This window comes from Arthrobacter sp. P1_B9 (assembly GCF_056406495.1).
Genome location: NZ_JBFUAA010000009.1, coordinates 1 through 24,838, shown reverse-complemented (window position 1 = coordinate 24,838; position 24,838 = coordinate 1). Strand labels below are relative to the sequence as shown.

General features: G+C 68.0%; 23 protein-coding genes and 1 pseudogene. 16 read left to right on the top strand and 8 right to left on the bottom strand.

Annotated features, from left to right (window positions below; translation table 11 throughout):
* Nucleotides 1-70: 70 nt before the first annotated feature.
* Nucleotides 71-1,420: an ammonium transporter gene (locus AC1D1A_RS13540; protein WP_476947922.1), complete on the bottom strand. Its 1,350-nt coding sequence runs from the start codon at nucleotides 1,418-1,420 to the stop codon at nucleotides 71-73.
* A 256-nt stretch (nucleotides 1,421-1,676) separates the two neighbouring features.
* Here AC1D1A_RS13540 and AC1D1A_RS13535 point away from each other — a divergent pair, with 256 nt between their 5' ends.
* On the top strand, nucleotides 1,677-2,753 hold the full coding sequence (locus AC1D1A_RS13535; protein WP_476857988.1) for an LLM class flavin-dependent oxidoreductase: 1,077 nt from the start codon (nucleotides 1,677-1,679) through the stop codon (nucleotides 2,751-2,753).
* Between the two features lie 33 nt (nucleotides 2,754-2,786).
* Here AC1D1A_RS13535 and AC1D1A_RS13530 read toward each other — a convergent pair whose 3' ends face one another.
* From AC1D1A_RS13530 to AC1D1A_RS13520, 3 genes are all read right to left on the bottom strand, one after another.
* A complete protein-coding gene (locus AC1D1A_RS13530) occupies nucleotides 2,787-3,791 on the bottom strand; it encodes a CapA family protein (RefSeq protein ID WP_476857987.1) in 1,005 nt (334 codons plus the stop codon).
* A gap of 45 nt (nucleotides 3,792-3,836) precedes the next feature.
* A complete protein-coding gene (locus tag AC1D1A_RS13525; RefSeq protein WP_223913561.1) occupies nucleotides 3,837-4,082 on the bottom strand; it encodes a DUF2630 family protein in 246 nt (81 codons plus the stop codon).
* 149 nt (nucleotides 4,083-4,231) lie between these two features.
* Nucleotides 4,232-6,103 carry a Na+/H+ antiporter gene (locus AC1D1A_RS13520; RefSeq protein WP_476947921.1) on the bottom strand — a complete coding sequence of 624 codons (1,872 nt, stop codon included), beginning with the start codon at nucleotides 6,101-6,103 and terminating at the stop codon, nucleotides 4,232-4,234.
* A 175-nt stretch (nucleotides 6,104-6,278) separates the two neighbouring features.
* Between AC1D1A_RS13520 and AC1D1A_RS13515 the strand changes: the two genes are divergently transcribed.
* The 4 genes from AC1D1A_RS13515 (at nucleotide 6,279) to AC1D1A_RS13500 (ending at nucleotide 8,734) form a co-directional block, all read left to right on the top strand.
* The gene (locus tag AC1D1A_RS13515) at nucleotides 6,279-6,845 is read left to right on the top strand and encodes a type 1 glutamine amidotransferase domain-containing protein (RefSeq protein ID WP_476857985.1); all 567 of its coding nucleotides are present in this window, start codon (nucleotides 6,279-6,281) and stop codon (nucleotides 6,843-6,845) included.
* A 205-nt stretch (nucleotides 6,846-7,050) separates the two neighbouring features.
* Nucleotides 7,051-7,464, top strand: coding sequence for a VOC family protein (locus AC1D1A_RS13510; RefSeq protein ID WP_476857984.1), 414 nt, complete (start codon nucleotides 7,051-7,053; stop codon nucleotides 7,462-7,464).
* Nucleotides 7,465-7,559: 95 nt separating this feature from the next.
* Nucleotides 7,560-7,769, top strand: coding sequence for a hypothetical protein (locus AC1D1A_RS13505; protein ID WP_028276113.1), 210 nt, complete (start codon nucleotides 7,560-7,562; stop codon nucleotides 7,767-7,769).
* Between the two features lie 143 nt (nucleotides 7,770-7,912).
* Nucleotides 7,913-8,734, top strand: a complete 822-nt coding sequence (locus AC1D1A_RS13500) for an alpha/beta fold hydrolase (RefSeq protein WP_476947920.1) — start codon at nucleotides 7,913-7,915, stop codon at nucleotides 8,732-8,734.
* A 25-nt stretch (nucleotides 8,735-8,759) separates the two neighbouring features.
* Here the strand turns inward: AC1D1A_RS13500 and AC1D1A_RS13495 are convergent, their stop codons facing one another.
* Complete coding sequence (locus AC1D1A_RS13495) at nucleotides 8,760-9,494, bottom strand: GAF and ANTAR domain-containing protein (RefSeq protein ID WP_476947919.1); 735 nt, start codon at nucleotides 9,492-9,494, stop codon at nucleotides 8,760-8,762.
* A 244-nt stretch (nucleotides 9,495-9,738) separates the two neighbouring features.
* On the opposite strand from AC1D1A_RS13495, the gene mgtA reads away from it, so the two are divergent.
* The gene (gene mgtA / locus AC1D1A_RS13490; RefSeq protein WP_476947918.1) at nucleotides 9,739-12,474 is read left to right on the top strand and encodes a magnesium-translocating P-type ATPase; all 2,736 of its coding nucleotides are present in this window, start codon (nucleotides 9,739-9,741) and stop codon (nucleotides 12,472-12,474) included.
* 118 nt (nucleotides 12,475-12,592) lie between these two features.
* Complete coding sequence (locus AC1D1A_RS13485; RefSeq protein ID WP_476873386.1) at nucleotides 12,593-13,957, top strand: phosphoribosyltransferase family protein; 1,365 nt, start codon at nucleotides 12,593-12,595, stop codon at nucleotides 13,955-13,957.
* Nucleotides 13,958-14,020: 63 nt separating this feature from the next.
* Here the strand turns inward: AC1D1A_RS13485 and AC1D1A_RS13480 are convergent, their stop codons facing one another.
* Together AC1D1A_RS13480 and AC1D1A_RS13475 are read right to left on the bottom strand one after the other, a co-directional pair.
* Nucleotides 14,021-14,707, bottom strand: a complete 687-nt coding sequence (locus tag AC1D1A_RS13480) for an SRPBCC family protein (RefSeq protein WP_476947917.1) — start codon at nucleotides 14,705-14,707, stop codon at nucleotides 14,021-14,023.
* A 10-nt stretch (nucleotides 14,708-14,717) separates the two neighbouring features.
* A complete protein-coding gene (locus AC1D1A_RS13475) occupies nucleotides 14,718-15,188 on the bottom strand; it encodes a universal stress protein (protein WP_223913569.1) in 471 nt (156 codons plus the stop codon).
* Nucleotides 15,189-15,363: 175 nt separating this feature from the next.
* Here AC1D1A_RS13475 and AC1D1A_RS13470 point away from each other — a divergent pair, with 175 nt between their 5' ends.
* Together AC1D1A_RS13470 and AC1D1A_RS13465 are read left to right on the top strand one after the other, a co-directional pair.
* A complete protein-coding gene (locus AC1D1A_RS13470) occupies nucleotides 15,364-16,236 on the top strand; it encodes an NAD-dependent epimerase/dehydratase family protein (protein WP_476947916.1) in 873 nt (290 codons plus the stop codon).
* A 19-nt stretch (nucleotides 16,237-16,255) separates the two neighbouring features.
* Nucleotides 16,256-17,287: an aldo/keto reductase gene (locus tag AC1D1A_RS13465; RefSeq protein WP_476851734.1), complete on the top strand. Its 1,032-nt coding sequence runs from the start codon at nucleotides 16,256-16,258 to the stop codon at nucleotides 17,285-17,287.
* A gap of 84 nt (nucleotides 17,288-17,371) precedes the next feature.
* On the opposite strand, the gene AC1D1A_RS13460 is transcribed toward AC1D1A_RS13465, so the two are convergent.
* Nucleotides 17,372-18,136: a FadR/GntR family transcriptional regulator gene (locus AC1D1A_RS13460; RefSeq protein ID WP_476857979.1), complete on the bottom strand. Its 765-nt coding sequence runs from the start codon at nucleotides 18,134-18,136 to the stop codon at nucleotides 17,372-17,374.
* 140 nt (nucleotides 18,137-18,276) lie between these two features.
* Here AC1D1A_RS13460 and AC1D1A_RS13455 point away from each other — a divergent pair, with 140 nt between their 5' ends.
* The 7 genes and pseudogenes from AC1D1A_RS13455 to AC1D1A_RS13425 form a co-directional block, all read left to right on the top strand.
* Entirely contained in the window at nucleotides 18,277-19,572 is a 1,296-nt protein-coding gene (locus AC1D1A_RS13455) for an ABC transporter substrate-binding protein (protein WP_223913573.1), read from the top strand.
* A 133-nt stretch (nucleotides 19,573-19,705) separates the two neighbouring features.
* Entirely contained in the window at nucleotides 19,706-20,674 is a 969-nt protein-coding gene (locus tag AC1D1A_RS13450; RefSeq protein ID WP_476851732.1) for a carbohydrate ABC transporter permease, read from the top strand.
* Entirely contained in the window at nucleotides 20,671-21,573 is a 903-nt protein-coding gene (locus AC1D1A_RS13445) for a carbohydrate ABC transporter permease (protein ID WP_476857978.1), read from the top strand. Before AC1D1A_RS13450 ends, AC1D1A_RS13445 begins: the two co-directional genes overlap by 4 nt.
* Before the next feature lie 7 nt (nucleotides 21,574-21,580).
* Entirely contained in the window at nucleotides 21,581-22,729 is a 1,149-nt protein-coding gene (dgoD, locus tag AC1D1A_RS13440) for a galactonate dehydratase (protein WP_476947915.1), read from the top strand.
* Nucleotides 22,730-22,806: 77 nt separating this feature from the next.
* On the top strand, nucleotides 22,807-23,478 hold the full coding sequence (locus AC1D1A_RS13435; protein WP_476851730.1) for a bifunctional 4-hydroxy-2-oxoglutarate aldolase/2-dehydro-3-deoxy-phosphogluconate aldolase: 672 nt from the start codon (nucleotides 22,807-22,809) through the stop codon (nucleotides 23,476-23,478).
* Nucleotides 23,478-24,509, top strand: a complete 1,032-nt coding sequence (locus tag AC1D1A_RS13430; protein WP_476871357.1) for a sugar kinase — start codon at nucleotides 23,478-23,480, stop codon at nucleotides 24,507-24,509. Before AC1D1A_RS13435 ends, AC1D1A_RS13430 begins: the two co-directional genes overlap by 1 nt.
* Before the next feature lie 89 nt (nucleotides 24,510-24,598).
* A pseudogene (locus AC1D1A_RS13425) lies at nucleotides 24,599-24,838 on the top strand (bifunctional D-altronate/D-mannonate dehydratase); the annotation flags it as partial.

Sequence of the window (24,838 nt, the reverse complement as noted above, 5' to 3'; positions counted from 1 at the left end):
ATCTTAAGCCTCCGACCGCGTCTTACACCCGGGCCCTTTGGAAAAACTTGAGCCGGCCCCAGCGGCCGGCTCAGACGAGGCTGTCTTCCTTTGCGCGTGCGGAGGCATTTTCCGGTGCCCGGCCGGCCGCGTGGGCGGACGTCGCGGCGTGGGCCGCGCCGGTGTGGTGGCCGAACGGGTTGAACCGGCTGAAACCGAGCTCGGCAAAGGCATACGCGGTCTCGGCGTGTTCGGACCGGTCGACTCCGGCGAGTTCGTCCTCGCGGCTGACCCGGAAACCCAGCGTCTTGTGGATGGCGAGTCCGATCACCGCGGTCCCGAGGCCGGACACGGCCACCGTGATGAGAACGGCCACGGCCTGCGCGATGACCTGGTGGAGGCCGCCGCCGTAGAACAGCCCGCCGCCGGCACCGTCCACCGGGAGCGCAATGAAACCGAGGGCGAGCGTGCCGATCAGGCCGCCGCCGAGGTGGACGCCGACGACGTCGAGCGAGTCATCGAAGCCAAACTTGAATTTCAGGTCCACGAACACGGCGCAGGCCGCACCGGCCACGAAGCCAAGGCCCAGCGCGGCGAGCGGGCTGATGTTGGCGCACGACGGCGTGATCGCCACCAGGCCGGCGACGGCGCCGGACGCCGCGCCCAAGGAGGTGTGGTGGCCGTGGCGGACCTTCTCCGTCACCAGCCAGCTGATCATGGCTGCGGCAGGGGCGGCCAGGGTGTTCACCCAGATCAGGCCGGCCTGCTCCACTGTGGTGGCGGCGCCGGCGTTGAAGCCGAACCAGCCGAACCACAGGATGCCCGCGCCAAGCATAATGAAGGGAATGTTGTGGGGGCGGTGGCCGGGGTCCTTGCCGAAACCGTGCCGGTTGCCCAGGATCAGGACCAGGACCAGCGCCGCGGTTCCGGACGCGATTTCCACTACGGTGCCGCCGGCGAAGTCGATGACCTGGCCGAAGACGGCACTTACGGCGCCGCCGGCACTCATGAGGCCTCCGCCCCAGACCATGAAGGCCAGGGGGCAGTACACGAGGGTGATCCAGATGGGGACGAAGAGGGCCCAGGAGGTGAACTTCGCGCGGTCCGCGATGGCGCCGCTGATAAGGGCCACGGTGAGGATGGCAAAAGTGGCGCTGTAGCCGGCCTTGATCAGATCCGGCGAACCGATGAGGCTGCTCAGGCCGAAGCTCGCGAACGGGTTGCCGAACACGCCGAGGACACCTTGCCCGGTGCTCATGGAGTAGCCCCAGAGGACCCACACCACGCCGACGATCCCCACCGAGACGAAGCTCATCATCATCATGTTGAGCGAGGCCTTGGCCCGGGTCATTCCTCCGTAAAACAGGCCCAGGGCCGGGGTCATCAGCAGAACCATCGCTGCCGACACAATCATCCAGACGCTTCCAGCAGTGAGCTCCACCGGCGGGTCCCTTCTCGTCAGTCTTCCGTACCGGGACACGTCGCCGCCGGCCCCCCCCGATCCGGATTTAATCCTCGCGGAGCCATGTTTCCGGGAGTGAGGCGAAAAGTTGCGGGCACGTTACGGGAATCGCGACGGCGTGAAGTTCGCGTGACCGGCATGTTTCAGAAATGTAAACGGGACCTCAATCACCAGCCGGTTTTGATGCTGCCGGGTAGGCCAGGAATGAATTCAAATAATTGAATGTTCAATAAATATGGACTTTGGTATCTTCACTTTCGGCGAGCTCACCCGCGATAGCAGCACCGGCATCGCGCTGTCCCCGCAGCAGCGGCTAAAAGAGATCATCGAACTCGCCAAGCTGGCCGATCAGGCGGGCCTCGGTTTCCTGGGGTTGGGGGAGCATCATCGGCGCGACTTCGCCCTCTCGGCCCCGGAAGTCGTCCTGGCCGCGATCGCCCGGGAAACATCCAATCTCCGGCTGGGCACGGCCGTGACGGTGCTCTCCACCCAGGACCCCGTGCGGCTCTTTGAACAGTTCGCCACTCTGGACCTGATCTCCGACGGCCGGGCCGAGATCATTGCGGGCCGCGGCGCGTTCGTGGAGTCGTATCCATTGTTCGGCCACAAGCTCGACGACTACGACGCCCTGTTTGATGAGAAGCTGCGCCTGCTGCTGGAACTGCGGGACAACGCCCGGGACAACTCCACAGTGCAGTGGGCCGGAAGACTGACTCAGAGCATCCCGGACATGGACATCGCCCCGCGCCCGGTGCAGGCGAAGCTGCCAGTCTGGGTGGGCGTCGGTGGCACCCCGGCCAGTTTTTCCCGGGCGGGCAGGCTCGGGCTTCCTCTTTTCATCGCCCTGCTGTCAGGGCCGGCCCGCTTCCGCCGCCTTGTTGAGCTCTACCGCGAGAGCGCTGCCGAGGCCGGCCACGATGCCGGCGCGCTGCCGGTGGGGGCCGGCGGTCACTTCTACGCGGCGCCGACGTCACAGCAGGCGCGCGACACGTTCTACCCCTACTACCGGGCCTACTTCGAACAAAACATGCCGCGACCCGTAGACCACTTCCCCCGATCCACCTTCGATTCCTGGACCGAGCCCGGCGGCGGGTTGCTGGTGGGGAGCCCGCAGCAGATCACCGAGAAGCTCCTGGAGATCCACCAGACTCTGGGGAACTCGCGATACCTGGCCCAGATCGGACTGGGCGGCCTACCCTTTGCCGAGACGGCCCGGTCGATTGAACTGCTGGCCACGGAGATCATGCCCGCCGTCAACAGGGAGGTCTCGGCCGCCCTGGTAAGCAGCCGGCCCGGCAAGCAACCAGTCTGACAATCAGCCCGCCGGCTGGCCCACTACAGCGATTCAGTTTTGGTCCAGCGGAATCTCCAGGCAGCGGCCGGAGGCGTTCCAGTAGCCCAGCGTGCCCAGCGGACCGCTCAGCCGCTGCATCCGGGCGGCAATGCCGGGTGCCGATCCGCGGGCCAGTCGCGCCTGGAATCCGTCGATGATGGTCGGATGCAGCCGAAGCGTTCGGGGTGCGCCGGCGTCGGTGTCGAGCATGAACACGAAAGACTGGTCATTGCGCTCGACCGGGTCCACAGCGTAGTCGTCAATGAAGTCCCCGGCGCTGAAGATGATGGGACGGTTCCGGTGGATGCCGACGCCGCGAAATATGTGCGGCGAGTGGCCGAACACGACGTCGGCCCCGGCCTCGATGAGGTCCCGGGCAAGGTCCAGGTGCCCGGCCGGGACGTCGTAGCCCCAGTTGCCGCCCCAATGGGCTGACACGATGAGGACCTGGACGCGGGCCTTGGTCCTGGCGACCAGTTCCAAGAGTCCGTCCAATCGTGTCCCGCGGCGCCGGCCGGCGTCATCGACGGGAACGTCGTCTACCGGGACGTAGTAGACCCCGGGAGCCGCGGTGCCCGCCTCCCAGCCGGGCTCGTTGTCCGTGAAGGCAATGAATCCGACGGCGACGGCGCCCACGCGCCACACGGCCGGGCGGCGGGCGGCCTCCAGGTCGGGGCCGGCCCCGGCATGGAGGATGCCGCAGCCATCCAGCGCCGGCAGCATCTCCCCGAACGCGTCCTGGCCGAAATCCAGGACGTGGTTGTTGGCGAGCGAGACGACGTCGATCCCGGCCGCGAGGAGGCTGGCGACGTTCTTCGGGTCCGAGCGGAAATGGAAGATCTTGCCGGGTTCGGGCTCGCCGCCGGCCGCCAGGACACACTCGAGGTTGGCGATGCGGACGTCCGCCTGCTTCAGGACCGCCAGCGTGTCGCCCCACGGATAGGCAGGCCTGGCCGCTGCCAGGTGCCGGTTCACCAGCCGGCCCAGCATGACGTCTCCCAGCAGCGCGATCAGCATGGACTGCCTGCCTGCCTGCCTGCCTGTCAGGTCAGGGCCCGGGGGCTAGCTTTGGTAGCCTTCGACCTCGCTGACCGGCCGCACTTCCGCCTCGTCGGGGTTCTCGCCATAGTCTTTTTTCGCGCGCCGCTGGCGGAGCAGGTCCCAGCACTGATCCAGTTGTTCTTCCACCTGCTGCAGCCGGAGGATGTCCGGGCCTCCGGTCCCGCCAGACTGGGTTGAGCCTTCGCGGAGGCCGTGTTCCTCCTCCACCAGGGCCTTGATGCGCTCCAGGATGTCTTGATTGTCCATGGTGTCCTCTTTTCGTCCGACGGCGGCAGACAGCCTTCTCTTCGCAGGGTCCACTTCCAGCAGGTCCCCTTCCAGCCTACGGAGGGGATGGTGCGGTGAACAGGGGCGCCCGGGACCGACGCCGGACGGCACTGGCCGGCGCCTGCGGCCTAGCCAAGAAGTTCGTCCGGGTAGCACCAGCGCCAGTCCTCGCCGGGCTCGACGCTGCGCATGACGGGGTGGCCGCTGAGCTGGAAGTGTTTGTACGCGTGGGTTCCCGGCGAGGAATCGCAGCAGGCCACGTTGCCGCACTGCAGGCACATCCGCAGATGCACCGTCGTCGTCCCCTCCCGTTCGCACGCCTCGCAGAAGGGGCCAGACGGGACGGTGAGATCGGGGGCGGACTCCAGGTGCGGACAAACGCCGCGGGGCCGGGCGATTCCCTCGCCGCCGCTGCCGTCCGCGTCCGGTTCCTCCAGTGCGGCGTCCAGCATGGACTCTTCGACGTCGAGGCGGTCAAGGACGTTGACCAGGACCTCGTGCGCGTATCCGCCGCCGCGCCGCAGCTCGAGGACCTTGGTGCGCTCGGCGTCCAGCATCGCCAGCCGGAGTTGGGCGTACCGCTGGCTGGGGGTGGCGGCTTCGGCGGACGGCCGGCCCAGCCGCTCCCATGCGGCCAGCCCGCGCTCCTGGGTGCGCCGTTTGAGCATCGCCACGACTTCGGGGGGATCGGCGTCCGAACGCAGTTCCTGGAGCCGCTGCACGCCAGCCGCCGTCGCCATCTGCATCAGCGACGCCTCGTTGAGCGCGTCCTCGCGCGGGTCCGGTCCCTTCACGCGCAGCAACCGGACCAGCGCCGGGAGCGTGAAACCCTGCAGGGTCAGCGTGCCGGCCACCACCACGAGGGCCATCAGGATCAGGACCGACCGGTGCTCCAGCTCCGCCGGCAGGACCAGGACGGCGGCAAGCGTCACCACGCCGCGCATGCCGGCCCAGGAGACGATCGCCGGAAATTGCCAGGGCGGCGCGGGATCCTTGCGCCGGACCGCGGGAATGAGCCGCGGCAGGTACGTTGCGGGGAAGACCCAGACCGGGCGCAGGACCAGCACGGCCAGCAGCACGGCGGCACAGCCGAACCAGATCCGTTCCGGCCCCAGCGAGTCATCCCGGACGCCCTCGATGATGGTCCGGACCTGCAGCCCGATCAGCAGGAAAACGGAGTTCTCCAGCAGGAACTGGACCGTGTGCCAATTGCTGCGCTGGCTCAGCCGTGCCGCCCCGTTTGGCATGGACGGCGCCTTGGTCCCCATGATCAGCCCGGTGACGACGACGGCCAGGACGCCGGAGGCGTGGATCGCTTCCGCCGGGAGGTAGGCGACAAGCGGGGCGATCAGGGAAGTGGAAGTGTTGATGGCCACGTTGCGGATCCGCTTGCGGAGCGCTGTGAGCACGAAGGCCGCGGCAACGCCCACCGCCACGCCCCCGCCAACCGCCAGGACGAAGCCGCCGGCAATCTCCGCGGCGGAGACAACTCCGGCGATCGCGGCGATGGCAGCACGCAGGCAGACCAGCGCCGTGGCGTCGTTGACCAGCGATTCGCCCTCCAGGATGGTGACAACCCGGCGGGGCATGCCCACCTTTCGCGCAATCGCCGTCGCCGCCACGGCGTCAGGGGGCGCGACGACGGCGCCCAGGGCCATGGCGGCCGCCAGCGGGATCTCGGGAAACAGCCAGGCGACCACCAGCCCGACGCTGACGGTGCCGAAAATGACGTAGCCGACCGACAACAGGCCGATGGAGCGGCGGTTGGAACGGAAATCGAACAGCGAGGTCTGCAGCGCCGCCGCATAGAGCAGCGGCGGCAACAGCCCGACCAGAACGATTTCGGGGTTCAGCTCGATGGTCGGAACGAACGGCAGGAACGAGCACACCACGCCGGCCAGCACCAGCAGCAGGGGGACGGAGATGTTGATCCTTTGGCCCAGTGCGCTGCAGGCACAGACGACGGCGACGAGGGCCAGCAGCCCGAAAGCGACTTCCATGGGCCCATTCTCTCAGCTTCCCGTCCTGTGCCGGCGGGAGCCCTGCAATGCATCATCAGCTTGCTTACGACTTGGCGGCTTTCTAGAGTTAACACTGCAAACCAAGTGGGACACTGCGCGTGGCGCCGGCACTGAACGAATGTTGCCCGGCCCGCGCCCGGCACGAGGAGGACACATGTCAGAGCACAATCTTTCCGGCAAGAAAGTCGCGTTCCTGCTGACGGACGGTGTGGAGCAAGTGGAGCTGACCAGCCCGTGGGATGCCGTCAAGGAAGCCGGCGGCGTGCCCACCCTGGTCTCGCCGAAGAGCGGAGAGCTGCAGGGCTATGACGGCACCGAAAAGGGACAGCGGTTCGCCGTCGACCTCGCCGTGGGGCGGGCCGACGCCGCCGATTTCCACGCCCTGGTCATCCCCGGCGGCGTGGTCAACGCCGATCACCTCAGGGTCGACAAGGAGGCCCAGGCGTTCACGCGTGCCTTCTTCGAGCAGCACAAGCCCGTCGCCGCCATCTGCCACGGCCCGTGGCTGCTCATCGACGCCGGCGTGGTCAGCGGCAGGAACCTGACTTCCTACCACACGCTGCAGACGGACCTGAGGAATGCCGGCGCGATCTGGACTGACGAACAGGTCGTGGTGGACCAGGGCCTGGTGACCAGCCGCAGCCCGCGTGACCTTCCGGCCTTCAACGCCAAACTCCTTGAGGAAATCGCCGAAGGCGAGCACGCAGGCCAGACGCCGTAGCCGCAATCCCGCCGCAGCGTCCGACGGCGGCACCGGCCGCCGTCGGACGCATTCGGCCGGCCGTTCACCTGCTTAGTCGCCGGCTGCCCGGTTCCGCGGCCGAACACCTACCCACGCTGTTGGTTTTGCGGCAGGATATGCCCTGTACCGTGCACCGTCGTCGTTGCCGCCCGGCCGGCGCCCCCAACAGCAAGGAGTTTCGGACATGACTACGCTCAATCCCTACCTCGGCTTCCGCGACAACGCGAAAGACGCCATGACCTTCTACCAGTCGGTGTTCGGCGGGGAACTGACCATGAGTACCTTCGCCGAATACCACGCCAGCGAAGACCCGGCGGAGCAGGAGAAAATCATGCATGCCCAGCTCAGGACGGACGCCGGCATGGTGCTGATGGGCGCGGACACGCCCAACAGCATGGACTACACCGCGGGCAACAACTTTTCCGTGTCCCTGAGCGGTGCCAACGAAGCTGAGCTCCGCGGCTACTTCGACAAGCTGGCCGATGGCGGCACAGTCGCCATGCCGCTGGAGAAGGCACCCTGGGGCGACGTCTTCGGCATGTGCAAGGACCGGTTTGGTGTGGACTGGCTGGTAAACGTAGGCTCCGAGCCCGCCTAAAACGGGCCCTCGGCCGCGCCGGCAGTAAGGGCTATCCTGAATGCAGCCAGGACAGTGCAAGCGCGAGTCCATCCCCTGGCCAAGGGAGCCATGCAATGACCGAGAAGCTGCACCTCAGCCCGGAAGATGACTTCCCGGAGGATCTCAGCAAGTTGCCGGACAAGGATCTTCAGGTCCTCGACAGCCAAGTCGAGCGCCAACTGGACTATGAGTACGTGGTGGAGGGCGAGCCGAATCCGGAGACGGAATTCCGGCACTATGACCTCGATGAGGAGTTCGAGGAGCGGGACAAACGGGACAACTGATCCGCCCGATCATCCTGAAGGGCCGGCCGCCCCGCACGGCGTCAGGGTTCTAGCCAGCAGGCTTACTAGAATGGGCTGACCACCCGGCGACGAAACGAGCCCTTCATGACCCCGGCAGCTGCCACGCGGTCCCTCCTGTACCCGTGCTCCCCGCCGCGGTCGTTTACAGCATGACCGGTCCGGTCCGCCTGGAGATTTCAGCCGCGGGCCACGCCGGCCACGTCTTCGCCTCGCGCGAAATGGCCGGCGGGTCCGCGCCCGCCGTCGTGCTCATCCACGGAATCGGCGCGTCACACCGCTACCTGCGCCGGCTGCACCGGCTCCTGGCCGGGTCGAGGGAGACCTACTCAATCGACCTGCCGGGATTCGGTGCCACCCCCAAGCCCGCGTACCAGCTGTCCATTGCCGACCACGCCCGTTACATCCTCGGCGTCATGGAACAGCTTGGCGTGGCGGAAATAGTGCTGGTGGGGCACTCAATGGGAACACAGATGGCTCTGGAAGCGGCCCTTCAGCAGCCGGAACAGATCTCGAATGTGGTGCTGATGGGTCCCGTGGTGGACCCCAGGCACGGATCCGTGGCACAGATGGGCCTGGCGCTGGGCCGTGACTGCCTGTTCTACGAGAGTCCCTCCTCGAACGCCTTGGTTTTCACCGACTACCTGCGTTGCGGCCCGTCCTGGTACTTCAAGACCCTGCAGGTCATGATGGAGTACCCGATGGAACAGAAGATCGCCGGCGTCAGCGCACCGGTCCTCGTGGTGCGCGGCGCCAACGACCCCATCGCGGATGCAGACTGGTGCCGCCGGCTGGCCGGGCTCGCCAGCCGCGGGCGGCTGCTGGAAGTGCAGGGAACCGGGCATGTCGTCCAGCACAACCGGGCCCTCGAAGTGCGGGACGGCATTCTGGCGTTCACGGGCCTTGGCGCGGCGGCGGGCGAGCCGCTGCCCGGAAGCCCGGCCTGACCGCACTGGCTGCTCGGGGCCGGGGTTAGACGTCGAAGTGGGTCCGGGTGGGGCCCTGCCCGAGTGACTCGACCACCCCGGCCGCGACGGCGTGGAGCTTGATGTTCCGGGCGCTCGAGGCCGACTTCAGGAGCTCGAACGCCTCGTCCTGGCTGCAGCGGTTCTGCGCCATGATGATGCCGACGGCGACGTCGATCACGGTCCGCGTCTCCAGGGTGGCCTTGAGGTTGGCGGCTGTATCGCTGCTGTGCGCGAACCGGACGGCGAGGCGCAGCGCCATGGACGTCTGGTGGACGAAGTCACGGGCCAGCTCCGTGGCGCGGTGATCGAACCGGCCCGGCCGGTGCGAATAGAGGTTCAGGGCGGCCCGGGTCTCGCCTTCCAGCAGGAACGGCAGCGCCAGGATCGACCGGAAGCCGTGCCCCCGCACCGCCGCGGCGTACTGCGGCCAACGGCCATCGAGTTCAAGGTCCTCAACGTGGACGGTTACCTGTTCCCGGGAAGCCGTCATGCAAGGGCCGTCACCGAAGGTGTACTGGATTTCGTCCATGGCCTGCGCGGCGGGGCTGCTGCTCGCGACGGTGGCCGCCTTCTTTTCCCGAAGAAGCGTGATGCCGCACAGGATCTCGTCCCCGGGCTCGGACAGGCTGCGCGCGGATACGCGGGCCAGCTCCCAGAGGAAGTCCTCGACGTCGGAGCTGCTGAGCACCAGTTCATGCAGCTGCTGGTTTATTGAATTTGCGGTTGACTCGCTGACCACTTATCTGTTGTGCCGTTTCACTCAGGTCAAGACGACCCGGCCGAGCTTCCCACCGCGGCAAGGGGCGGATACGGCAGCGGCCGGATCGAAGAACAATCCAACGGCTCGCTGCAAAACCGTACCGGGAGAGTATATACATCCGGGAAACGCAGGTTCCACACAGGGCTCCGGGCCGGACGGCTCCTGAACCGTTCGTCCCGGGCATAAGCTGTGCCTTAGGCGAAATGTCGCGAACGGATTCCGTATGCCAGAGCTGGACGTCAAGGACTTACCCTCCGCCCCGCTGGCGATCGCCCGCGCCGCGGGCCGGCCTGTTGGCGCCGTGTTGGCCGAGCTGGGCTCGGGCGGGAACGGACTGACGGGTGCCGAAGCGGGCAGGCGCCTGACGGAAATAGGGCCGAATGCGGTGCGGACCCACATGGCCAGCGGGTGGTCGGTGCTGGGCCGGCAGCTGGCAAGCCCCATCCTGCTCCTCCTGCTCATCACCGCCGGGCTTTCACTGTTTCTCGGGGACGCCACGAACGCGATCGTCATCGGCGTGATCCTGCTGGTCAGCGTCGGGCTGGGGTTCAGCAACGAATACCGGGCCGAACGCGCTGCGGAGGCCTTGCATTCCCGCGTCACGCACCGCGCCGTCGTCGTCCGCGACGGAAGTCCGGGCGAAATCGACGTCACCGCGCTGGTGCCCGGCGACGTCGTCCACCTGGGGATCGGCGCGATCATTCCGGCGGACATGCGGGTGCTGACGGCCAAGGACCTCCTGTGTGATGAAAGCATCCTGACCGGGGAATCGCTGCCGGTCGCCAAGGATCCTGCGCCCGTGCCGCAGGATGCCCCGCTGGCGGACCTGACCAGCTGCGTCTTCATGGGGACCGTGCTCCAGTCCGGCAGCTGCACGGCAGTGGTGGTAGCCACCGGAGGCCGGGCGGAATTCGGCCGGATTGCACTGGGCCTGGGCGAACGGCAGCCGCAGACCGAGTTCCAGCTGGGCCTCAAACGGTTCTCCTTCCTGCTGCTGCAAGTGGCCATCGGACTGAGCTCGCTCATCTTCGTCGCGAACCTGCTGCTGCACCGGCCCGTGATCGAATCCCTGCTGTTCTCCCTGGCGATCGCGGTCGGCATCACTCCGCAGCTGCTGCCCGCGGTGGTCAGCACCAGCCTGGCCACGGGCACCCGGCAGCTGGCCCGGCGCAAGGTCCTGGTGAAGCGCCTGGTCTGCATCGAGGACCTGGGCGACATGGACATCCTGGTCACGGACAAGACCGGGACGCTGACCGAGGGCCGGATCAGCTTCACCACCGCGCTGCCCGTCGGCGCGGGCATCGAGCCCGCCGAGCTGCTCACGCTCGGACTGCTGGCGACAGAGGCCGACTACGCCGAGGCGCGGCTCTCCACGGTCGGCCTGAACCCCCTGGATGCAGCCCTCTGGGAATCACCCGACGCGGCGGGCTTCCGGCCGGAGCGCTACGAACGCCTGGACGTCATAGACTTCGACCACCAGCGCCGCCGGACCAGCGTGCTGGTGCGCGAAGCGAACGGACCTGCCCGCATCATCACAAAGGGCTCGCCGGAAGATGTCCTGGCGCTCTGCGTGGGCACGCCGGCGGACGTGCAGGCGATGCTGGACAAGCAGTTCGACGCCGGATCCCGGGTGGTGGCTGTCGGAACGCGACCCGCTGGCGGCCTGGAGGACCTGACGCCGCCCGACGAGAAGGACCTGATCCTCGCCGGTTTCCTCATCTTCCTGGACCGGCCCAAAGCCAATGCACGGGCCTCCCTTGACCAGCTCGAGGCGCTCGGCATTACGGTCAAGATCGCCACCGGCGACAACGCCAAGGTCGCCGAAAAGGTCTGTGACGAACTCGGCGTGCTCTCCGGCGGGACGCTCAGCGGCGCCGCCGTGGAGGCCATGTCCGATCCGGAGCTGGCCGCCGCCGCACGGGAGGCGAGCATCTTCGCCCGCGTGTCGCCCGAACAGAAGGCTCGGATCATCCGGCTGCTGCGGCTAAGCGGCGGCGCCGTCGGGTTCATGGGCGACGGCGTCAACGACGCCCTCGCGCTGCATGCCGCGGACATCGGCATCTCGGTCGACAGCGCCACCGACGTCGCCAAGGACGCCGCCGACGTCGTGCTGCTCGACAAGGACCTGGGGGTGTTGGCCGAGGGCGTCATGGAAGGCCGGCGGATCTTCGCCAACACCATCAAGTACGTTCTCATGGGCACGTCCAGCAACTTCGGCAACATGTTCAGCGCGGCCACGGCCTCCGTGGTGTTGAGTTTCCTGCCCATGCTGCCGGGCCAGATTCTGCTCAACAACCTGCTCTACGATGCCGGCCAGCTGGCCATTCCGGGCGACCGGGTGGACAAGGAACAGCTGGTGGCCCCATCGCACTGGGACATCGGCTTCATCCGGCGTTTCATGTTCCTGTTTGGCCCCATCAGCTCCATCTTCGACTTCGCGACCTTCGCCCTCATGCTTTTCGTCTTCGACGCGGTTCCGGGCGAATTCCGGGCCGGCTGGTTCATCGAGTCCATCGTGACGCAGACGCTGATCATCTTCGTCATCAGGACCCGGCGAGTGCCCTTCTTCCGGAGCAGGCCGTCGCTTGGCCTGGTCGGGGCCTCCCTGGGCGTGGTGGCCCTCGGGGTGTACCTGCCGTTCTCGCCCCTGGCCGGCGTGCTGGGCTTCGATCCGCTGCCTGTGCCGTTCTTCCTCGCCCTGCTCGGGATGGCAGTGGTGTACCTGGTGCTGGTGGAAATGGCGAAAGTCTGGTTCTACTCCCGGGCCGCCCAGCAGCCTGTCTCACGCGAGCCGGCGGCGCTCCGGCACCGCGGCCAGACCCACCGCATCGCCCGCCGGGCCGCCCGCTTCAGCATCCCGGCGGCCAGGCCGCTGCTCGTCCACCGTGGCCCGGGCTGGCGCCGCCGACGCAAACTCGGGCATAAAGGCCCTCACAGGGTTTCGGGCGCGGGCGGATAGTTGGAGTCAGCGGCCACCTGGTCCTGTTCGGGTTAGGGGAACTCGTAGGAGCGCACCAGTTTCAGCAGCACACGACTGATGGCCGATGGCCCACGCTTCGACTTGAAAGCCATAGCCCATGAGCATTTTTGAAGACAGGGTCGACGCCGGCAGGCAGCTCGGCAGGCGTCTGGCGGAATTGCGTGGCCAGGACATTGTGGTCCTGGGCCTGCCGCGCGGCGGCGTGCCTGTGGCCTTCGAAGTCGCCGCCGCCCTGGATGCTCCCCTGGATGTGATTGTGGTGCGGAAACTTGGGCTTCCCTACCAGCCCGAGCTCGCCATGGGGGCTATCGGTGAAGGCGGCGCCAAAGTCCTGGACGAGGAGGTCCTGGCCCATGCGCGGATCAGCGGTGCGGAACTCCAGGCTGTTGAAGAACGCGAACGCGGCGTGCTGGAAAACCGGGTGGTCCTGTTCCGGAAGGGCCGGACCCGGCACGACCTGACCGGACGCATCGCGGTGATCGTCGACGACGGGATCGCCACCGGCTCCACCGCCCGCGTGGCCTGCCGGGTCGCCCGCAAACAGGGTGCGGCCCGCGTGATCCTGGCCGTTCCGGTTGCCCCCGCCGAGACCCTCGCCGACCTGACGGAACCGGACGAAGTGGTCTGCCTGGCGACGCCGCGCCAGTTCACCGCCGTCGGATACCACTACCGGGACTTCTCGCCGACTGACGACGACGAGGTGTTGCGCCTGCTCGATCTTGCGGCCAAACGCGTCGAGGCCGCACCGCCGCCCTTCTGGACCTCGACGGCGACCCGCGCCGGCACTGCCGCCGACGTCGACGAGGAAGTGGAGATCCCGTCCCGCGCGGTGCGGCTCCAGGCCCAGCTGCACCTTCCGGTGCCGGCCAGCGCCGTGGTGCTGTTCGCCCATGGCAGCGGCAGCAGCCGCCACAGCCCCCGGAACCGGTACGTGGCCGGCGTCCTGCAGCAGGCCGGTCTCGGCACGCTGCTGCTGGACCTGCTGACGCCGGCGGAGGAGCGCCACCGCGCCAACGTCTTTGACATCGAACTCCTGGCCCGCAGGCTGTCCTCGGCAACGGACTGGCTTTCCACCCGGGCGGACACGGCCTCCTGCGCTCTGGGGTACTTCGGTGCGAGCACGGGAGCCGGGGCTGCGCTGTGGGCGGCGTCGGAGCCGTCGGCGCGGATCGCGGCTGTCGTGTCCCGCGGCGGCCGCCCCGACCTCGCCGGCCCGCGGTTGTCCGCCGTCAAGGCGCCCACGCTCCTGATTGTGGGGAGCCTGGACCACGAGGTCCTGGAACTGAACCGCCGGGCGAAGGCGATGATGCGCAGTCCCAGCCAGCTCGCCGTCGTGCAGGGGGCAACGCACTTGTTTGAAGAGCCGGGCACGCTCGCGGCGGCGGCCATCCTGGCGCGGGACTGGTTTGTCGACTACCTGCTGCCCCCGAACGGTGCCGGCGCGCGGGCCGCGGGCGTCTGAGGGGCCGCGGGCGTCTGAGGTGGCCAGAACCGGGGAGGGCCGGGACCACGAATCCCGCGGACCCTAGCGCCGGCGGCCCTCTCCCCTGGACCGGATCCCCAGGAGCATCCGCCGTTCCATCAGGAACTGCACCGGTTCCAGCAGTGCACGCAGGGCCAGACCCTCCGCCAGGGGCGAAAAGTCGTACCGGGTGCGGGACAGCAGCCTGGTGGCCTGGGGCCCAGCAGGTCGCAACACGAACGTCCAGCCGACGTCCAGCCGGCGCCCGATGGGGCGGACCCCTGCCGGCGACATCCTCCCCGTGCGCAGATCGATGGTTCCGCCCAGCCCCAGCGCCGCCCCGGACTGGATGAGCCGGACCGGAAGGCCGCCGTCGGGGGACAGCGGAACGACGTCGCCAACTTTCAGGCGTTGCAGCTCCGGGAGAATCCGGTCCGCACTCCGGATGCCCAGACCCGCGCCGCGTTCGAGCCAGTCGTAGGAGTAGAAGCCGCCCCGCCCGGCGCCCATCTGGACAAGCCACGGCCAGACCTCTGCCACCGGGGCCGCAATAGTGATCGCGCGGGTGCTTTGCATGCGCGGGGCGGGCACGATCTCGTCCCCGGCGAGCGGGCCGGCGGCCTCCTGGGTGGTAGCCCCCCAGCGCAGGAGCCGCGGCCGGACAGCCAGGACGTAGGCTGCGCCCGCCGATGCCGCAGCCAGCGCCGCGAGCGGTCCGCGCAACCGGCCGGGGACGTGCTGACCGCTCACGCGAGGGACCTCATGCGCTGGTCCGGCCCCTGGGGTCGTCCGATTCCGGCCCGACCACCACCACCGGGCAGTGGGAGTGGGCCGCGACGGCCGCGCTCACCGAGCCCATGACCTGATGGAGGAAGCCGCCCTTGCCGCGCCGGCCCACCACGAGCATTTCGGCGTGCTGGCTTTCCTCGACCAGGACCTTGGCGGGCGCCCCGAACTTGACCGAGCGGGTAAGTCCTTCCGGACGCGATTCGCCGAAGGCCCGCTCCAGTGCCTGGTCCACGAGGCGTTCGGCGGTCTCCTCCAGCTCATCGAGGGTGGGCGTTCTGTCCTCGGGCAGGTGGGAGGCCAGGAAGAAATCGGAAGTTCCCAGGCATGTGATGACTTCCAACGGGATGTTCAGAGCGGTGGACATGCGCCCGGCGAGGCGGAGCGCCGTCGTCGAAAACTCGGAACCGTCCACACCCACGACAATGCGCTGATCACCGTTCATGGTCCCCAGCCTTGCCCCTGCCCCCCGGGACTGCCTAGGGCCGAAAGTCACGCGGGGCTGGGCACCGTGGCCGCCTCCGCTTAGGGTGGAACGGTGACCGCCGGCACCGGAGCAGGTGCCGGCCCCCCGGCCTGACCATGACGGTCAGCCGAGCCTGCCACCCGAGGAGTTCCTGATGAAAGTTGCTGTTACCGGAGGAAGCGGAAAGCTGGGCCGAAACGTCGTGCGGCGGCTCAGCGATGACGGGCACGAGGTGACCAACCTTGACCGCACCGGTGTGCGCGGCCCGGGCTTCACGGAGGTGGACCTGCGCAACTACGGCCAGGTGGTGGACGTGTTCCTCGGCCTGGAGGACCGCCATGCCGGCTTTGACGCCGTGGTGCACCTGGCCGCGATTCCCGCACCGGGACATGCCCCGGATGCCGCCACCTTCGAGAACAACATGCAGTCCACCTACAACGTGTTCCAGGCTGCCCGGCGGGCCGGGATCAAGAAAATCGTCTACGCGTCCAGTGAGACGGTGCTGGGGTTGCCTTTCGACGTCGACCCTCCCTACATCCCGGTGGACGAGGACTACCCCGCCCGGCCGGAAAGCACGTACTCCCTGGTCAAACACCTTGAGGAGCAGATGGCCATCCAGCTGACCCGCTGGGACCCGGTCCTGAGCATCACCGGCCTGCGGTTCTCCAATGTGATGGACCCGGAGGACTATGAGGAATTCCCCTCCTTCGACCACGACGCGCGGGCGCGCAAGTGGAATCTCTGGGGCTACATTGACGGCCGGGACGGCGCCCAGGCCGTGGCCCGAGCCCTGGAGCACGGTAAGCCCGGGTTCGAGGCGTACATCATCGCCAACGAGGACACGGTGATGAGCCGCTCCAGCGCCAGCCTGGCCGCCGAGGTGTTCCCGAACGTCAAAGTGGTCAAGGACCTGGCCGAGCACGAGACCATGCTCTCGATCGACAAGGCCAAACGGCTGCTGGGTTACGCGCCGGAGCACACCTGGCGGAATTACCACCCGCTGCGCACCACCCCCACTGAAGACTGACCCCAACTTGAGGAGCTCCATGCAATACCGCACCCTGGGCAACAGCGGCGCCGTCGTCTCCAACTATGCGCTGGGCACCATGACTTTTGGCGCCGAGGCCACCGAGGAGCAATCCCGCGCGATTCTGGATGACTACTTCGCGGCGGGCGGCAACTTCATCGACACCGCCGACGTCTACAGCTCGGGGGTGTCGGAGGAAATCATCGGCCGGTGGCTGGCGGACCGGGCCGAGGTCCGGGACCGGGCGGTGGTGGCCACGAAGGGCCGCTTCCCGATGGGCCAGGCCCCCAACGACGTCGGAACCTCCCGCCGGCACCTTGTCCGGGCACTCGATGACTCGCTGCGCCGGCTCGGCGTGGAACAGATCGATCTCTACCAGCTGCACGCGTGGGACCCTGTTACGCCCCTCGAGGAGACCCTCCGGTTCCTGCACGACGCCGTAACCAGCGGCAAAATCGCCTACTACGGCTTCTCCAACTTCCTGGGCTGGCAGTTGACCAAAGCGGTCCATGTGGCGAAGGCACATGGCTGGAGTGCCCCGGTGACGCTGCAGCCGCAGTACAGCCTGCTGGTCCGTGAGATCGAGTCGGAAATTGTGCCGGCCGCACTCGACGCCGGGATCGGTCTGCTGCCATGGTCGCCGCTGGGCGGCGGGTGGCTGTCCGGCAAGTACAAGCGCGACCAGCCGCCGGCCGGGGCCACCCGTCTGGGCGAGAACCCGAAACGGGGGATGGAGGCCTGGGAGGCCCGCAACGCCGATCCGCGCACCTGGGACGTGATTGCCGAGGTGGAGCAGACCGCCGGGCGCCACGGCGTGAGCCCTTCCCAGGTGGCGCTGGCCTGGCTGGCGGACCGGCCGGCGGTCACCTCGGTGATCCTGGGCGCCCGCACCACCGCGCAGCTGGCGGACAATCTCGCGGCCGCGGATCTGCGGCTCACCGCGGGGGAGACGGAGCGGCTGACCGAGGCCAGCCGGCCGCGCGTCGGAGTCTATCCGTACGGGCCGATGGCCCAGGAACAGCGCAGCCGGAAGCTCGAGGGCGGCCGCTAACAAGGCAACGGGCTAACAAGGCAACGCGGGGTCACTTAGCGCCGGTCCGGGGGGTGGCGATGGGCCGGAAGTGACCCCGCGCTGTCATTCGGGGGAGTGCTGCCCTTCCGGGGAGGCGGGGCCGCCGGCATGATAGCTGGACCAGATGTCGCCCATTTCCTCCGTGGACTGCTCCACGATCCTGCTCATGGCGGCGTGCGCGGCGTCCGCCTCGCCGCGCTGAATGGCGCTGGCCACATCGACGTGCAGCTGCAGGGCCTCGTGGTGTGGCAAGTGCGGCATGAGGCCGTGCTGGGTGCGCCCGGTCAGGACCTCGGTGACCAGGTTATGCAGCTGGGCGAACATGGCGTTGCCGGAGGCCCGGAGTACTGACGCGTGGAATTCGATGTCGAGCCGCAGGAACTCGTCCCGGTCTCCGCGCTGGCCGGATGCCCACAGCCGTGCGGCCAGCGAGACGAGGTCGCTCCCGGCATCCCAGGAAGCCCTCCCGGCGGCGAGGCGGGCGGCCGCCGGTTCGATTGCCCCGCGGAGCTCGTTCAGGGCCTGCAGCTGCTCCAGCCGCTTTGACGAGGCCAGCCGCCAGCGGATTACCTGCGGGTCGTACGCATTCCACGATTCCTCCGGCTGCACCACCGTCCCCAGCCGCCGCCGCGACTCCAGCATCCCCTTGGAGGACAGCACGCGGGTGGCTTCCCGCACCACGGACCGGGAGACGTTGTGCCGGGCCTCAATCTCGTCCAGGCGAAGGATCGAGTGCGGTGCCAGCGTCCCTTCGGCGATGGCAAGCCCCAGGTTCTGGAGCAGCACGGCGTGCAGGTCTGCTGTTGGCTCCGCCTTTGGAGTTTTCATAAATAAATCATACTGGGAGCCCCCAAGGTCTTGTATAAATCTGCTTTATTTACCTAAGATCACTTCCAGAGCAGATGTAAAGATGCATTTGCAGCCGGCTGGACAGAGACGCCCAGCCCTGAAAACCAAAGGAAGTCGTAATGAAGCGACGTTCAATTGCGAAGTACGCGGCCGTCGCCGCCGTCCTTTCCCTGGGCCTGACTGCCTGCGGCGGGGCCAGCGGCAGCGCCGACGCCAAGACCTCCGGCACCGTCCGGGTCACCCTCGCCAACCATGTCTGGACCGAGGGCATCAAGGCAGCCATTCCGGAATTCGAGAAGTCCAGCGGGCTCAAGGTCGAACTGACCCAGCTGGGCGAAGACCAGCTCTCGGACCAGTACAACGTCAAGCTCAACGCCGGCAGCGACGAGATCGACGTCATGATGTACCGCCCGCTCCAGGAAGGAAAGGCGTTCGCGAAGAACGGCTACCTCGCGGACCTGACGTCCAAGGTCTCCTCGGACGCCGCGTGGGACTGGAAGGACTACCAGGAGGGCCCGGTCAAGGCCACCACCGCTGACGGCAAGGTGGTCGGCGTCCCGATCATCACCGAGCGCGAAGTCCTCTACTACCGCAAGGACCTGCTGAAGGCCGCCGGCCTGGAGGTTCCCAAGACCATGGACGAGCTCGAAGCCGCGGCCAAGGCCATCAAGGCTTCCTCCCCGGGCACGGCCGGCTTCGTGGCCCGCACCGGCAAGTCCGCCGCCGTCACCCAGTTCTCCAGCTTCCTGTACAGCTTCGGCGGCGACTTCACCGACGCCAGCGGCAAGTCCGCCGTCAACTCCGACGCTGCGAAGAAGGCCTACGCGTTCTACGGCGGCCTGATCAAGAACTACGGCCCCGCCAACGTCAGCACCGACATGAGCTGGCCCGAGGCAATGGCGATCTTCACCCAGGGCAAGGCCGCCTTCTACACGGAGGCCGACTCGCTCTACAAGAACGCCACCGACCCGGCCAAGTCCAAGGTCGCCGACACCGTCGGCTTCGCAGCACTGCCCGCCGGCCCCGCCGGCTCCAAGCCGTACAACATCCCGTCCTGGGGCCTCGCCATCAACCAGGCATCCAGCAACCAGGACAACGCCTGGAAGTTCATCCAGTGGGCCACCAGCAAGGAACGCACCCTCGAGGCACAGAAGGCCGGAGTCCCCGGACCCCGCGCCTCGGTCTGGGCAGACCAGGCCGGCACCTCCACCTACCCGAAGGACCTCGCCGAGGCCATCTCCGCCAGCGCCAAGAACGGCGTCGGGCACGACCGTCCCGAGGTTGTCACCGTAGGCAAGGCCCGCGAAATCGTGGGCGGCCCGATCGTCGCCACTATCACCGGCTCTGACTCGTCCGCCGCAGCCGACACGGCGCACGACGCCTTCCAGAAGTTCCTGGACAGCGAAAAGAAGTAGCGCCCCCGGCGCGCCAGCCAGGCTTCGCGCCTGAGCACTGCGCCTGGGCACCAAACAGCCCGGCGGGACGGCGGTCCGATGCCGTCCCGCCGCGGCCAGCTTTTCACTTCACCCCCAACTCCTTAGGTGAACCATGTCTGTATTGACCACTCCCCGCAGCGCCCAGACCCAGCCGCCGTCCGGCCGCAAGGGCGCCCGCACCCCCGGTGCACGCGAGAACTTCTCCGGCTGGGCCAACCGGCACCGCAAATGGCTCTTCGCTGCCCCCGCCATGATCTTCGTCGGCGTCCTGATCGTTTTCCCCCTCGGCTGGACCCTGTACCTGAGCCTGACCGATTCGCAGGGCTCGGTCCGGGCGGCCTCCGATTTTGTCGGCGTGCAGAACTACCTCACGGTCCTCTCCGACGTCGAACGCTTCTGGCCCGCCGTCGGCCGCACGCTGAGCTTCACCGGCGTTGCCCTTGTCTGCGAAGTGGTCCTCGGCATGTGCATTGCGCTGCTGCTGTGGCGCCCGTTCCGCGGCGAAAAATGGGTCCGCGTGGCCATCCTGCTCCCGCTCGTCGCCACTCCCGTGGCCGTCGGCATGATGTGGCGGCTGATCTTCGATCCCAACATCGGCTTCGTCAACCAGCTGCTCGGCATGGTCGGGATTCCCGCCCAGCCCTGGCTCTCCGGCCAGGACACGGCGCTCGGCACCACCATCTTCATGGACGTGTGGCAGTGGACCCCCATGGTGGTCCTGATCCTCCTGGCCGGACTGACCTCGCTCTCCGAGGAACCCGACGAGGCGGCCCGGATGGACGGCGCCAACGCCTTCCAGCGCTTTTTCTTCATCACGCTGCCCCTCATGATGCCGACCGTGATCGTCGCCATCCTGCTCCGGGGCATCGACGCCCTGAAGACCTTCGACATCCTCTACGCCACCAAGGGCAAGGGCGGCGGGTCCTTCCACGAAGTGGAAACGCTCAACGTCTACGCCTACGGGCTGAGCTTCGACTACAACCAGTACGGGCTCTCCTCCGCGGTGCTGATCCTGTTCTTCATGATCATCATCGGCTCCATGTGGCTGCTGACCATGCGCAAGAAAGCGGTAAGCAAATGACCGTACTGACAGAAAACACAGAAAACACCGAGCCCCGGACCGCAGACCCCGCCCGGCCCACACCGGCGCCGCGCCCCCGGAAGCCGCTGGGCACCCGCGCGTACAAGGTGTTCCGCGTGGCGGCACTGGTGGCCGTGGTGCTGTTCCTGATCGCCCCGCTGTTCTGGATGCTGCTGGCATCCCTCAAGACCAACGTGGACATCTACGACACCGGCAAGTCGTTCCTGTTCACGCCCACGTTCGAGAACTACGCCAATGTGCTGCAGCGGAACAACTACTTCGTCTTCATCTTCAACAGCTTCTGGGTGGCCTTCGTCTCCACTGCCCTGTCGCTGGTCCTGGGCGTGCCCGCCGCCTACGCCATGAGCCGGTTCACGATGCACCGCTCGGCCCTTGTGGTCCTGATGGCCCGCGTCATCCCCGGCGTCTCCCTGCTGGTGCCCTGGTACTACGTCTTCTCCAACCTGAAGATGGTGGGTGGCTTCGAGGTGCTGATCCTCAGCCACATGTTCGTCGCGCTGCCGCTGATCGTGTACATCATGATGAGCTACTTCGATTCCCTGCCGCTGGAGCTGGAGGAGTCGGCCCAGGTGGACGGCCTCACCCCGATCGGCGCCTTCCGCCGCATCACCCTGCCGCTCTCCGTCGCCGGCATGGCCACCGCCGGCATCCTGTCCTTCATCTTCTCGTGGAACAACTTCATGTTCGCCCTGGTGCTCTCGGGCTCCAAGACCAAGACCCTGCCGGTCGCGATCTTCGACTTCGTCTCCTACGCCAGTATCGACTGGGGCGGACTCATGGCGGCCGCCACCGTGGTCACTATTCCGATCATGATCATTGCGCTCTTCACGCAGAAGTACATCGTCTCCGGCATGACCGCCGGCGCGACCAAGGGCTAGGCAACAGATGACACTCATCAGCAGGATTGAAACGTTCCTCGTCGCTCCGCGCTGGCTCTTCGTCCGGATCGAGACGGACAGCGGGATCGTCGGCTGGGGCGAGGCGAGCTGCGAAGGCCGCAGCGAAACCGTGCGCACCGCCGTCGACCAGCTCTCCGAGCTGCTCATCGGCAACGACGCGCTCCGGATCGAGGACCACTGGCAGGTCATGACCAAAGGGTCCTTCTACCGCGGCGGGCCCATCCTGGCCAGCGCCGTGTCCGGCCTGGACCAGGCCCTCTGGGACATCGCCGGCAAGCACTTCAACACGCCCGTGCACCAGCTTCTCGGCGGCCATGTCCGGGACCGGATCCGGATGTACGGCTGGGTGGGCGGGGATGAGCCCAATGAGGTGGCGGACCAGATCAGCGCGCAGCTGGAGGTCGGCCTGACGGCGGTCAAGATGAACGCCAGCGGCCGGATGAGCCCCATCGCCTCCGTGGCCGAGCTCGACGGCGTCGTCCGCCGCGTCGCCGCCGCCCGCGAGGTCCTCGGCGACCACCGCGACGTGGCCGTGGACTTCCACGGCCGCTTCAGCCTCGCCAACGCCCGCCGGGTGGCGCCGCTGCTGGAACCGTACCGGCCCTTCTTCCTCGAAGAGCCGGTGGTCCCGGAAAACACGCACCTGCTGCGCGAGTTCACATCCTCCACGACGACGCCGGTCTCCACCGGTGAGCGGCTCTACAGCCGGCAGGAATTCCTGCCCGCGCTGCAGGCCGGCATCGCCGTGGCCCAGCCGGACCTCTCCCACGCCGGCGGCATCACCGAGGTCCGCAAAATCGCCTCGCTCGCCGAAATCTACGAGGTCCAGCTCGCCCCGCACTGCCCGCTGGGCCCGCTGGCGCTCGCCGCCTGCCTGCAGGTGGGCTTCGCGACGCCCAACTTCCTGATCCAGGAGCAAAGCATCGGCATCCATTACAACCAGGGCGCCGAAGTCCTGGACTACGTCGTGGACAAGTCCCCGCTGAAGTTCGTGGACGGACACATCGAACGGCTCACCGGCCCGGGCCTGGGCATCGAGATCGACGAGACCGTGGTCCGGGCCGCGGACAAGCGCGGGCACGCCTGGCGCGGTCCCGTCTGGCGGCACCCCGACGGCGCCTTCGCCGAGTGGTGAACGCCGGAACGCTGGGACCGGACCTGTTGCCCCGACGTAGTTGCCCCGACGTATTTGCCCCGAAGGAGAAGCCTGACATGGAGAACACCCTGACGCCCGAACTGCTGCTGGCCGGGATCCAGGAAAGCCGGCTGGTGGCCATTGTGCGCGGCACGGACGGCGCGGCCGCCGCGAAGGCAGCCCTCGCGGCGATGGAGGAGGGCTTCCGGTATGTCGAAATAGCGCTCACCACGCCGCGGGCCCTTGAAGCCATCCGGGAAGTCCGCGCGGCCGCCCCCGCGGGCTGCTTCGTCGGTGCCGGAACGGTGCTGACGGCCCGGGACGTTGCCCGCGTCGCCGAGGCGGGCGGCCAGTTCATGGTGACCCCGTCGCTGGCAGAGTCGATTGCCGAGTCGGCCCGGCTGGCACTGCCTGTGCTCGCCGGTGCGCTGACACCCAGCGAAGCCCACGAAGCCATGAACCGCGGCGCCACGGCCGTCAAGCTCTTCCCCGCTTCCATCGGCGGTCCGGGCTACCTCAAGGCGCTCCGCGACCCGTTCCCCGGGATCCCGTTCATCGCCGTCGGCGGCGTCGGGCTGGATGAAGCCGAGGGCTACTGGGAAGCCGGCGCCATTGCCGTGGGGCTCGGCGGACCGCTGTTCGGCGATGCCGGCTCCGGCGGCGACCTCGCCCCGATGCGGGAGCGGGCCCGCGGTTTCGTGACCCTGGCCGCCGGGTTCGGCCGCCCCCGCGCGGAGAGCCTGCGGTGATGGCCGCCGTCGGCCCGGCTTTGGCTGGGGAGGGCGTCGACCTGCTGACGTTTGGCGAGTCCATGGTCTCGCTGCGGTCCACCGGCCCGCTGTCCGCCGGCGGCAGCCTCGGCATGCACGTGGCCGGGGCCGAATCGAACGTGGCCGTCGGGGTCGCCCGGCTCGGGCACAGCGTCACCTGGGCCGGGGTTGTCGGCGCTGACCCGCACGGGGAGTACATTCTGCGGCAGCTGCGCGCCGAGGGGATCGGGCTGCGGCACCGGATTGACGCGGCAAGGAACACCGGGGTGATGTTCCTTGAACAGCGCACCGCGGATGTCACCCGGGCCTTCTACTACCGCGCCGGATCCGCCGGGTCCACCCTCGGCCGGGAGGACCTGGACCGTGCCCTGGCGGCCGGGGCCCGGATCCTGCATCTGACCGGCATCACCGCCGCCCTCAGCCCCGACGCCCGCAAGGCCGTGGAGTACGCGGCCGAGCGCGCCGCCGCCGAAGGCATGGAGGTCTCCCTCGACGTCAATTACCGCAGTAAGCTCTGGACCCGGGAGGAGGCCCGCGCCGCGCTCTCGCCGCTCGCCCGGCACGCCAGCATCGTGATCGCCTCCGACGATGAGCTCGGGCTGGTCGCTGACCCGGTGGGAGCTGGCCCGGAGGGATCACCGCACCCCGGCGATGCCGATACAGATGCAGATACCGCCGAAACAGCCATGGCCGCCGAACTGCTGGAGCGCGGCGTCCGCGAAGTCGTGGTCAAGCGCGGCGCCGCCGGCGCCGGTGTCCACACCGCCGACGGGCGGTGGGAAGTGCCCGCCGTGCCTGTGACCAGCATCGATACCGTGGGCGCCGGGGATGCCTTCACCGCCGGCTACCTGTCCGCCCTGCTCGACGGCGCCGACGTCGCCGGCCGCCTGCAGCGCGGCGCCCTGGCGGGAGCCTTCGCCGTCAGCACCGAGGGGGACTGGGAAGGCCTGCCCGGCCGTGCGGAGCTGGCACTGCTCGCGACCACGCCGGGCGGAACCACCCAGCGCTAAGCCCCCCGTGCTGAACCACCCGTGCTGAACCACATTGGCGGCTATCCGGCGCGCCCGACATTCACCGACCAAGAAAGCCTGGACCTGTTGTGAAAATCATTGCCGCTGAAGTGTTCGTCACCAGCCCCTCCCGGAACTTCGTGACCCTGCGGATCACCACCGAGGACGGCGTGACCGGGATCGGGGACGCGACCCTGAACGGGCGCGAGCTCGCCGTGGCCGCCTATTTGAAGGAGCACGTCGCGCAGCTGCTGATCGGCAAGGACCCGCACCGGATCGAGGACACCTGGCAGTTCCTGTACCGGTCCTCGTACTGGCGCCGCGGCCCG

Coding starts and splice junctions, on each gene's coding strand:
- AC1D1A_RS13530 (WP_476857987.1), bottom strand. CDS start 3,791: ATGCTGATCGCGCTGCTGGGAGACGTCATGCTGGGCCGGCTGGTGAAC.
- AC1D1A_RS13525 (WP_223913561.1), bottom strand. CDS start 4,082: ATGGACAATCAAGACATCCTGGAGCGCATCAAGGCCCTGGTGGAGGAG.
- AC1D1A_RS13460 (WP_476857979.1), bottom strand. CDS start 18,136: ATGAAAACTCCAAAGGCGGAGCCAACAGCAGACCTGCACGCCGTGCTG.
- AC1D1A_RS13475 (WP_223913569.1), bottom strand. CDS start 15,188: ATGAACGGTGATCAGCGCATTGTCGTGGGTGTGGACGGTTCCGAGTTT.
- AC1D1A_RS13485 (WP_476873386.1), top strand. CDS start 12,593: ATGAGCATTTTTGAAGACAGGGTCGACGCCGGCAGGCAGCTCGGCAGG.
- AC1D1A_RS13450 (WP_476851732.1), top strand. CDS start 19,706: ATGTCTGTATTGACCACTCCCCGCAGCGCCCAGACCCAGCCGCCGTCC.
- dgoD (WP_476947915.1), top strand. CDS start 21,581: ATGACACTCATCAGCAGGATTGAAACGTTCCTCGTCGCTCCGCGCTGG.
- AC1D1A_RS13445 (WP_476857978.1), top strand. CDS start 20,671: ATGACCGTACTGACAGAAAACACAGAAAACACCGAGCCCCGGACCGCA.
- AC1D1A_RS13515 (WP_476857985.1), top strand. CDS start 6,279: ATGTCAGAGCACAATCTTTCCGGCAAGAAAGTCGCGTTCCTGCTGACG.
- AC1D1A_RS13465 (WP_476851734.1), top strand. CDS start 16,256: ATGCAATACCGCACCCTGGGCAACAGCGGCGCCGTCGTCTCCAACTAT.
- AC1D1A_RS13435 (WP_476851730.1), top strand. CDS start 22,807: ATGGAGAACACCCTGACGCCCGAACTGCTGCTGGCCGGGATCCAGGAA.
- AC1D1A_RS13470 (WP_476947916.1), top strand. CDS start 15,364: ATGAAAGTTGCTGTTACCGGAGGAAGCGGAAAGCTGGGCCGAAACGTC.
- AC1D1A_RS13510 (WP_476857984.1), top strand. CDS start 7,051: ATGACTACGCTCAATCCCTACCTCGGCTTCCGCGACAACGCGAAAGAC.
- mgtA (WP_476947918.1), top strand. CDS start 9,739: ATGCCAGAGCTGGACGTCAAGGACTTACCCTCCGCCCCGCTGGCGATC.
- AC1D1A_RS13430 (WP_476871357.1), top strand. CDS start 23,478: ATGGCCGCCGTCGGCCCGGCTTTGGCTGGGGAGGGCGTCGACCTGCTG.
- AC1D1A_RS13505 (WP_028276113.1), top strand. CDS start 7,560: ATGACCGAGAAGCTGCACCTCAGCCCGGAAGATGACTTCCCGGAGGAT.
- AC1D1A_RS13535 (WP_476857988.1), top strand. CDS start 1,677: ATGGACTTTGGTATCTTCACTTTCGGCGAGCTCACCCGCGATAGCAGC.
- AC1D1A_RS13455 (WP_223913573.1), top strand. CDS start 18,277: ATGAAGCGACGTTCAATTGCGAAGTACGCGGCCGTCGCCGCCGTCCTT.
- AC1D1A_RS13520 (WP_476947921.1), bottom strand. CDS start 6,103: ATGGAAGTCGCTTTCGGGCTGCTGGCCCTCGTCGCCGTCGTCTGTGCC.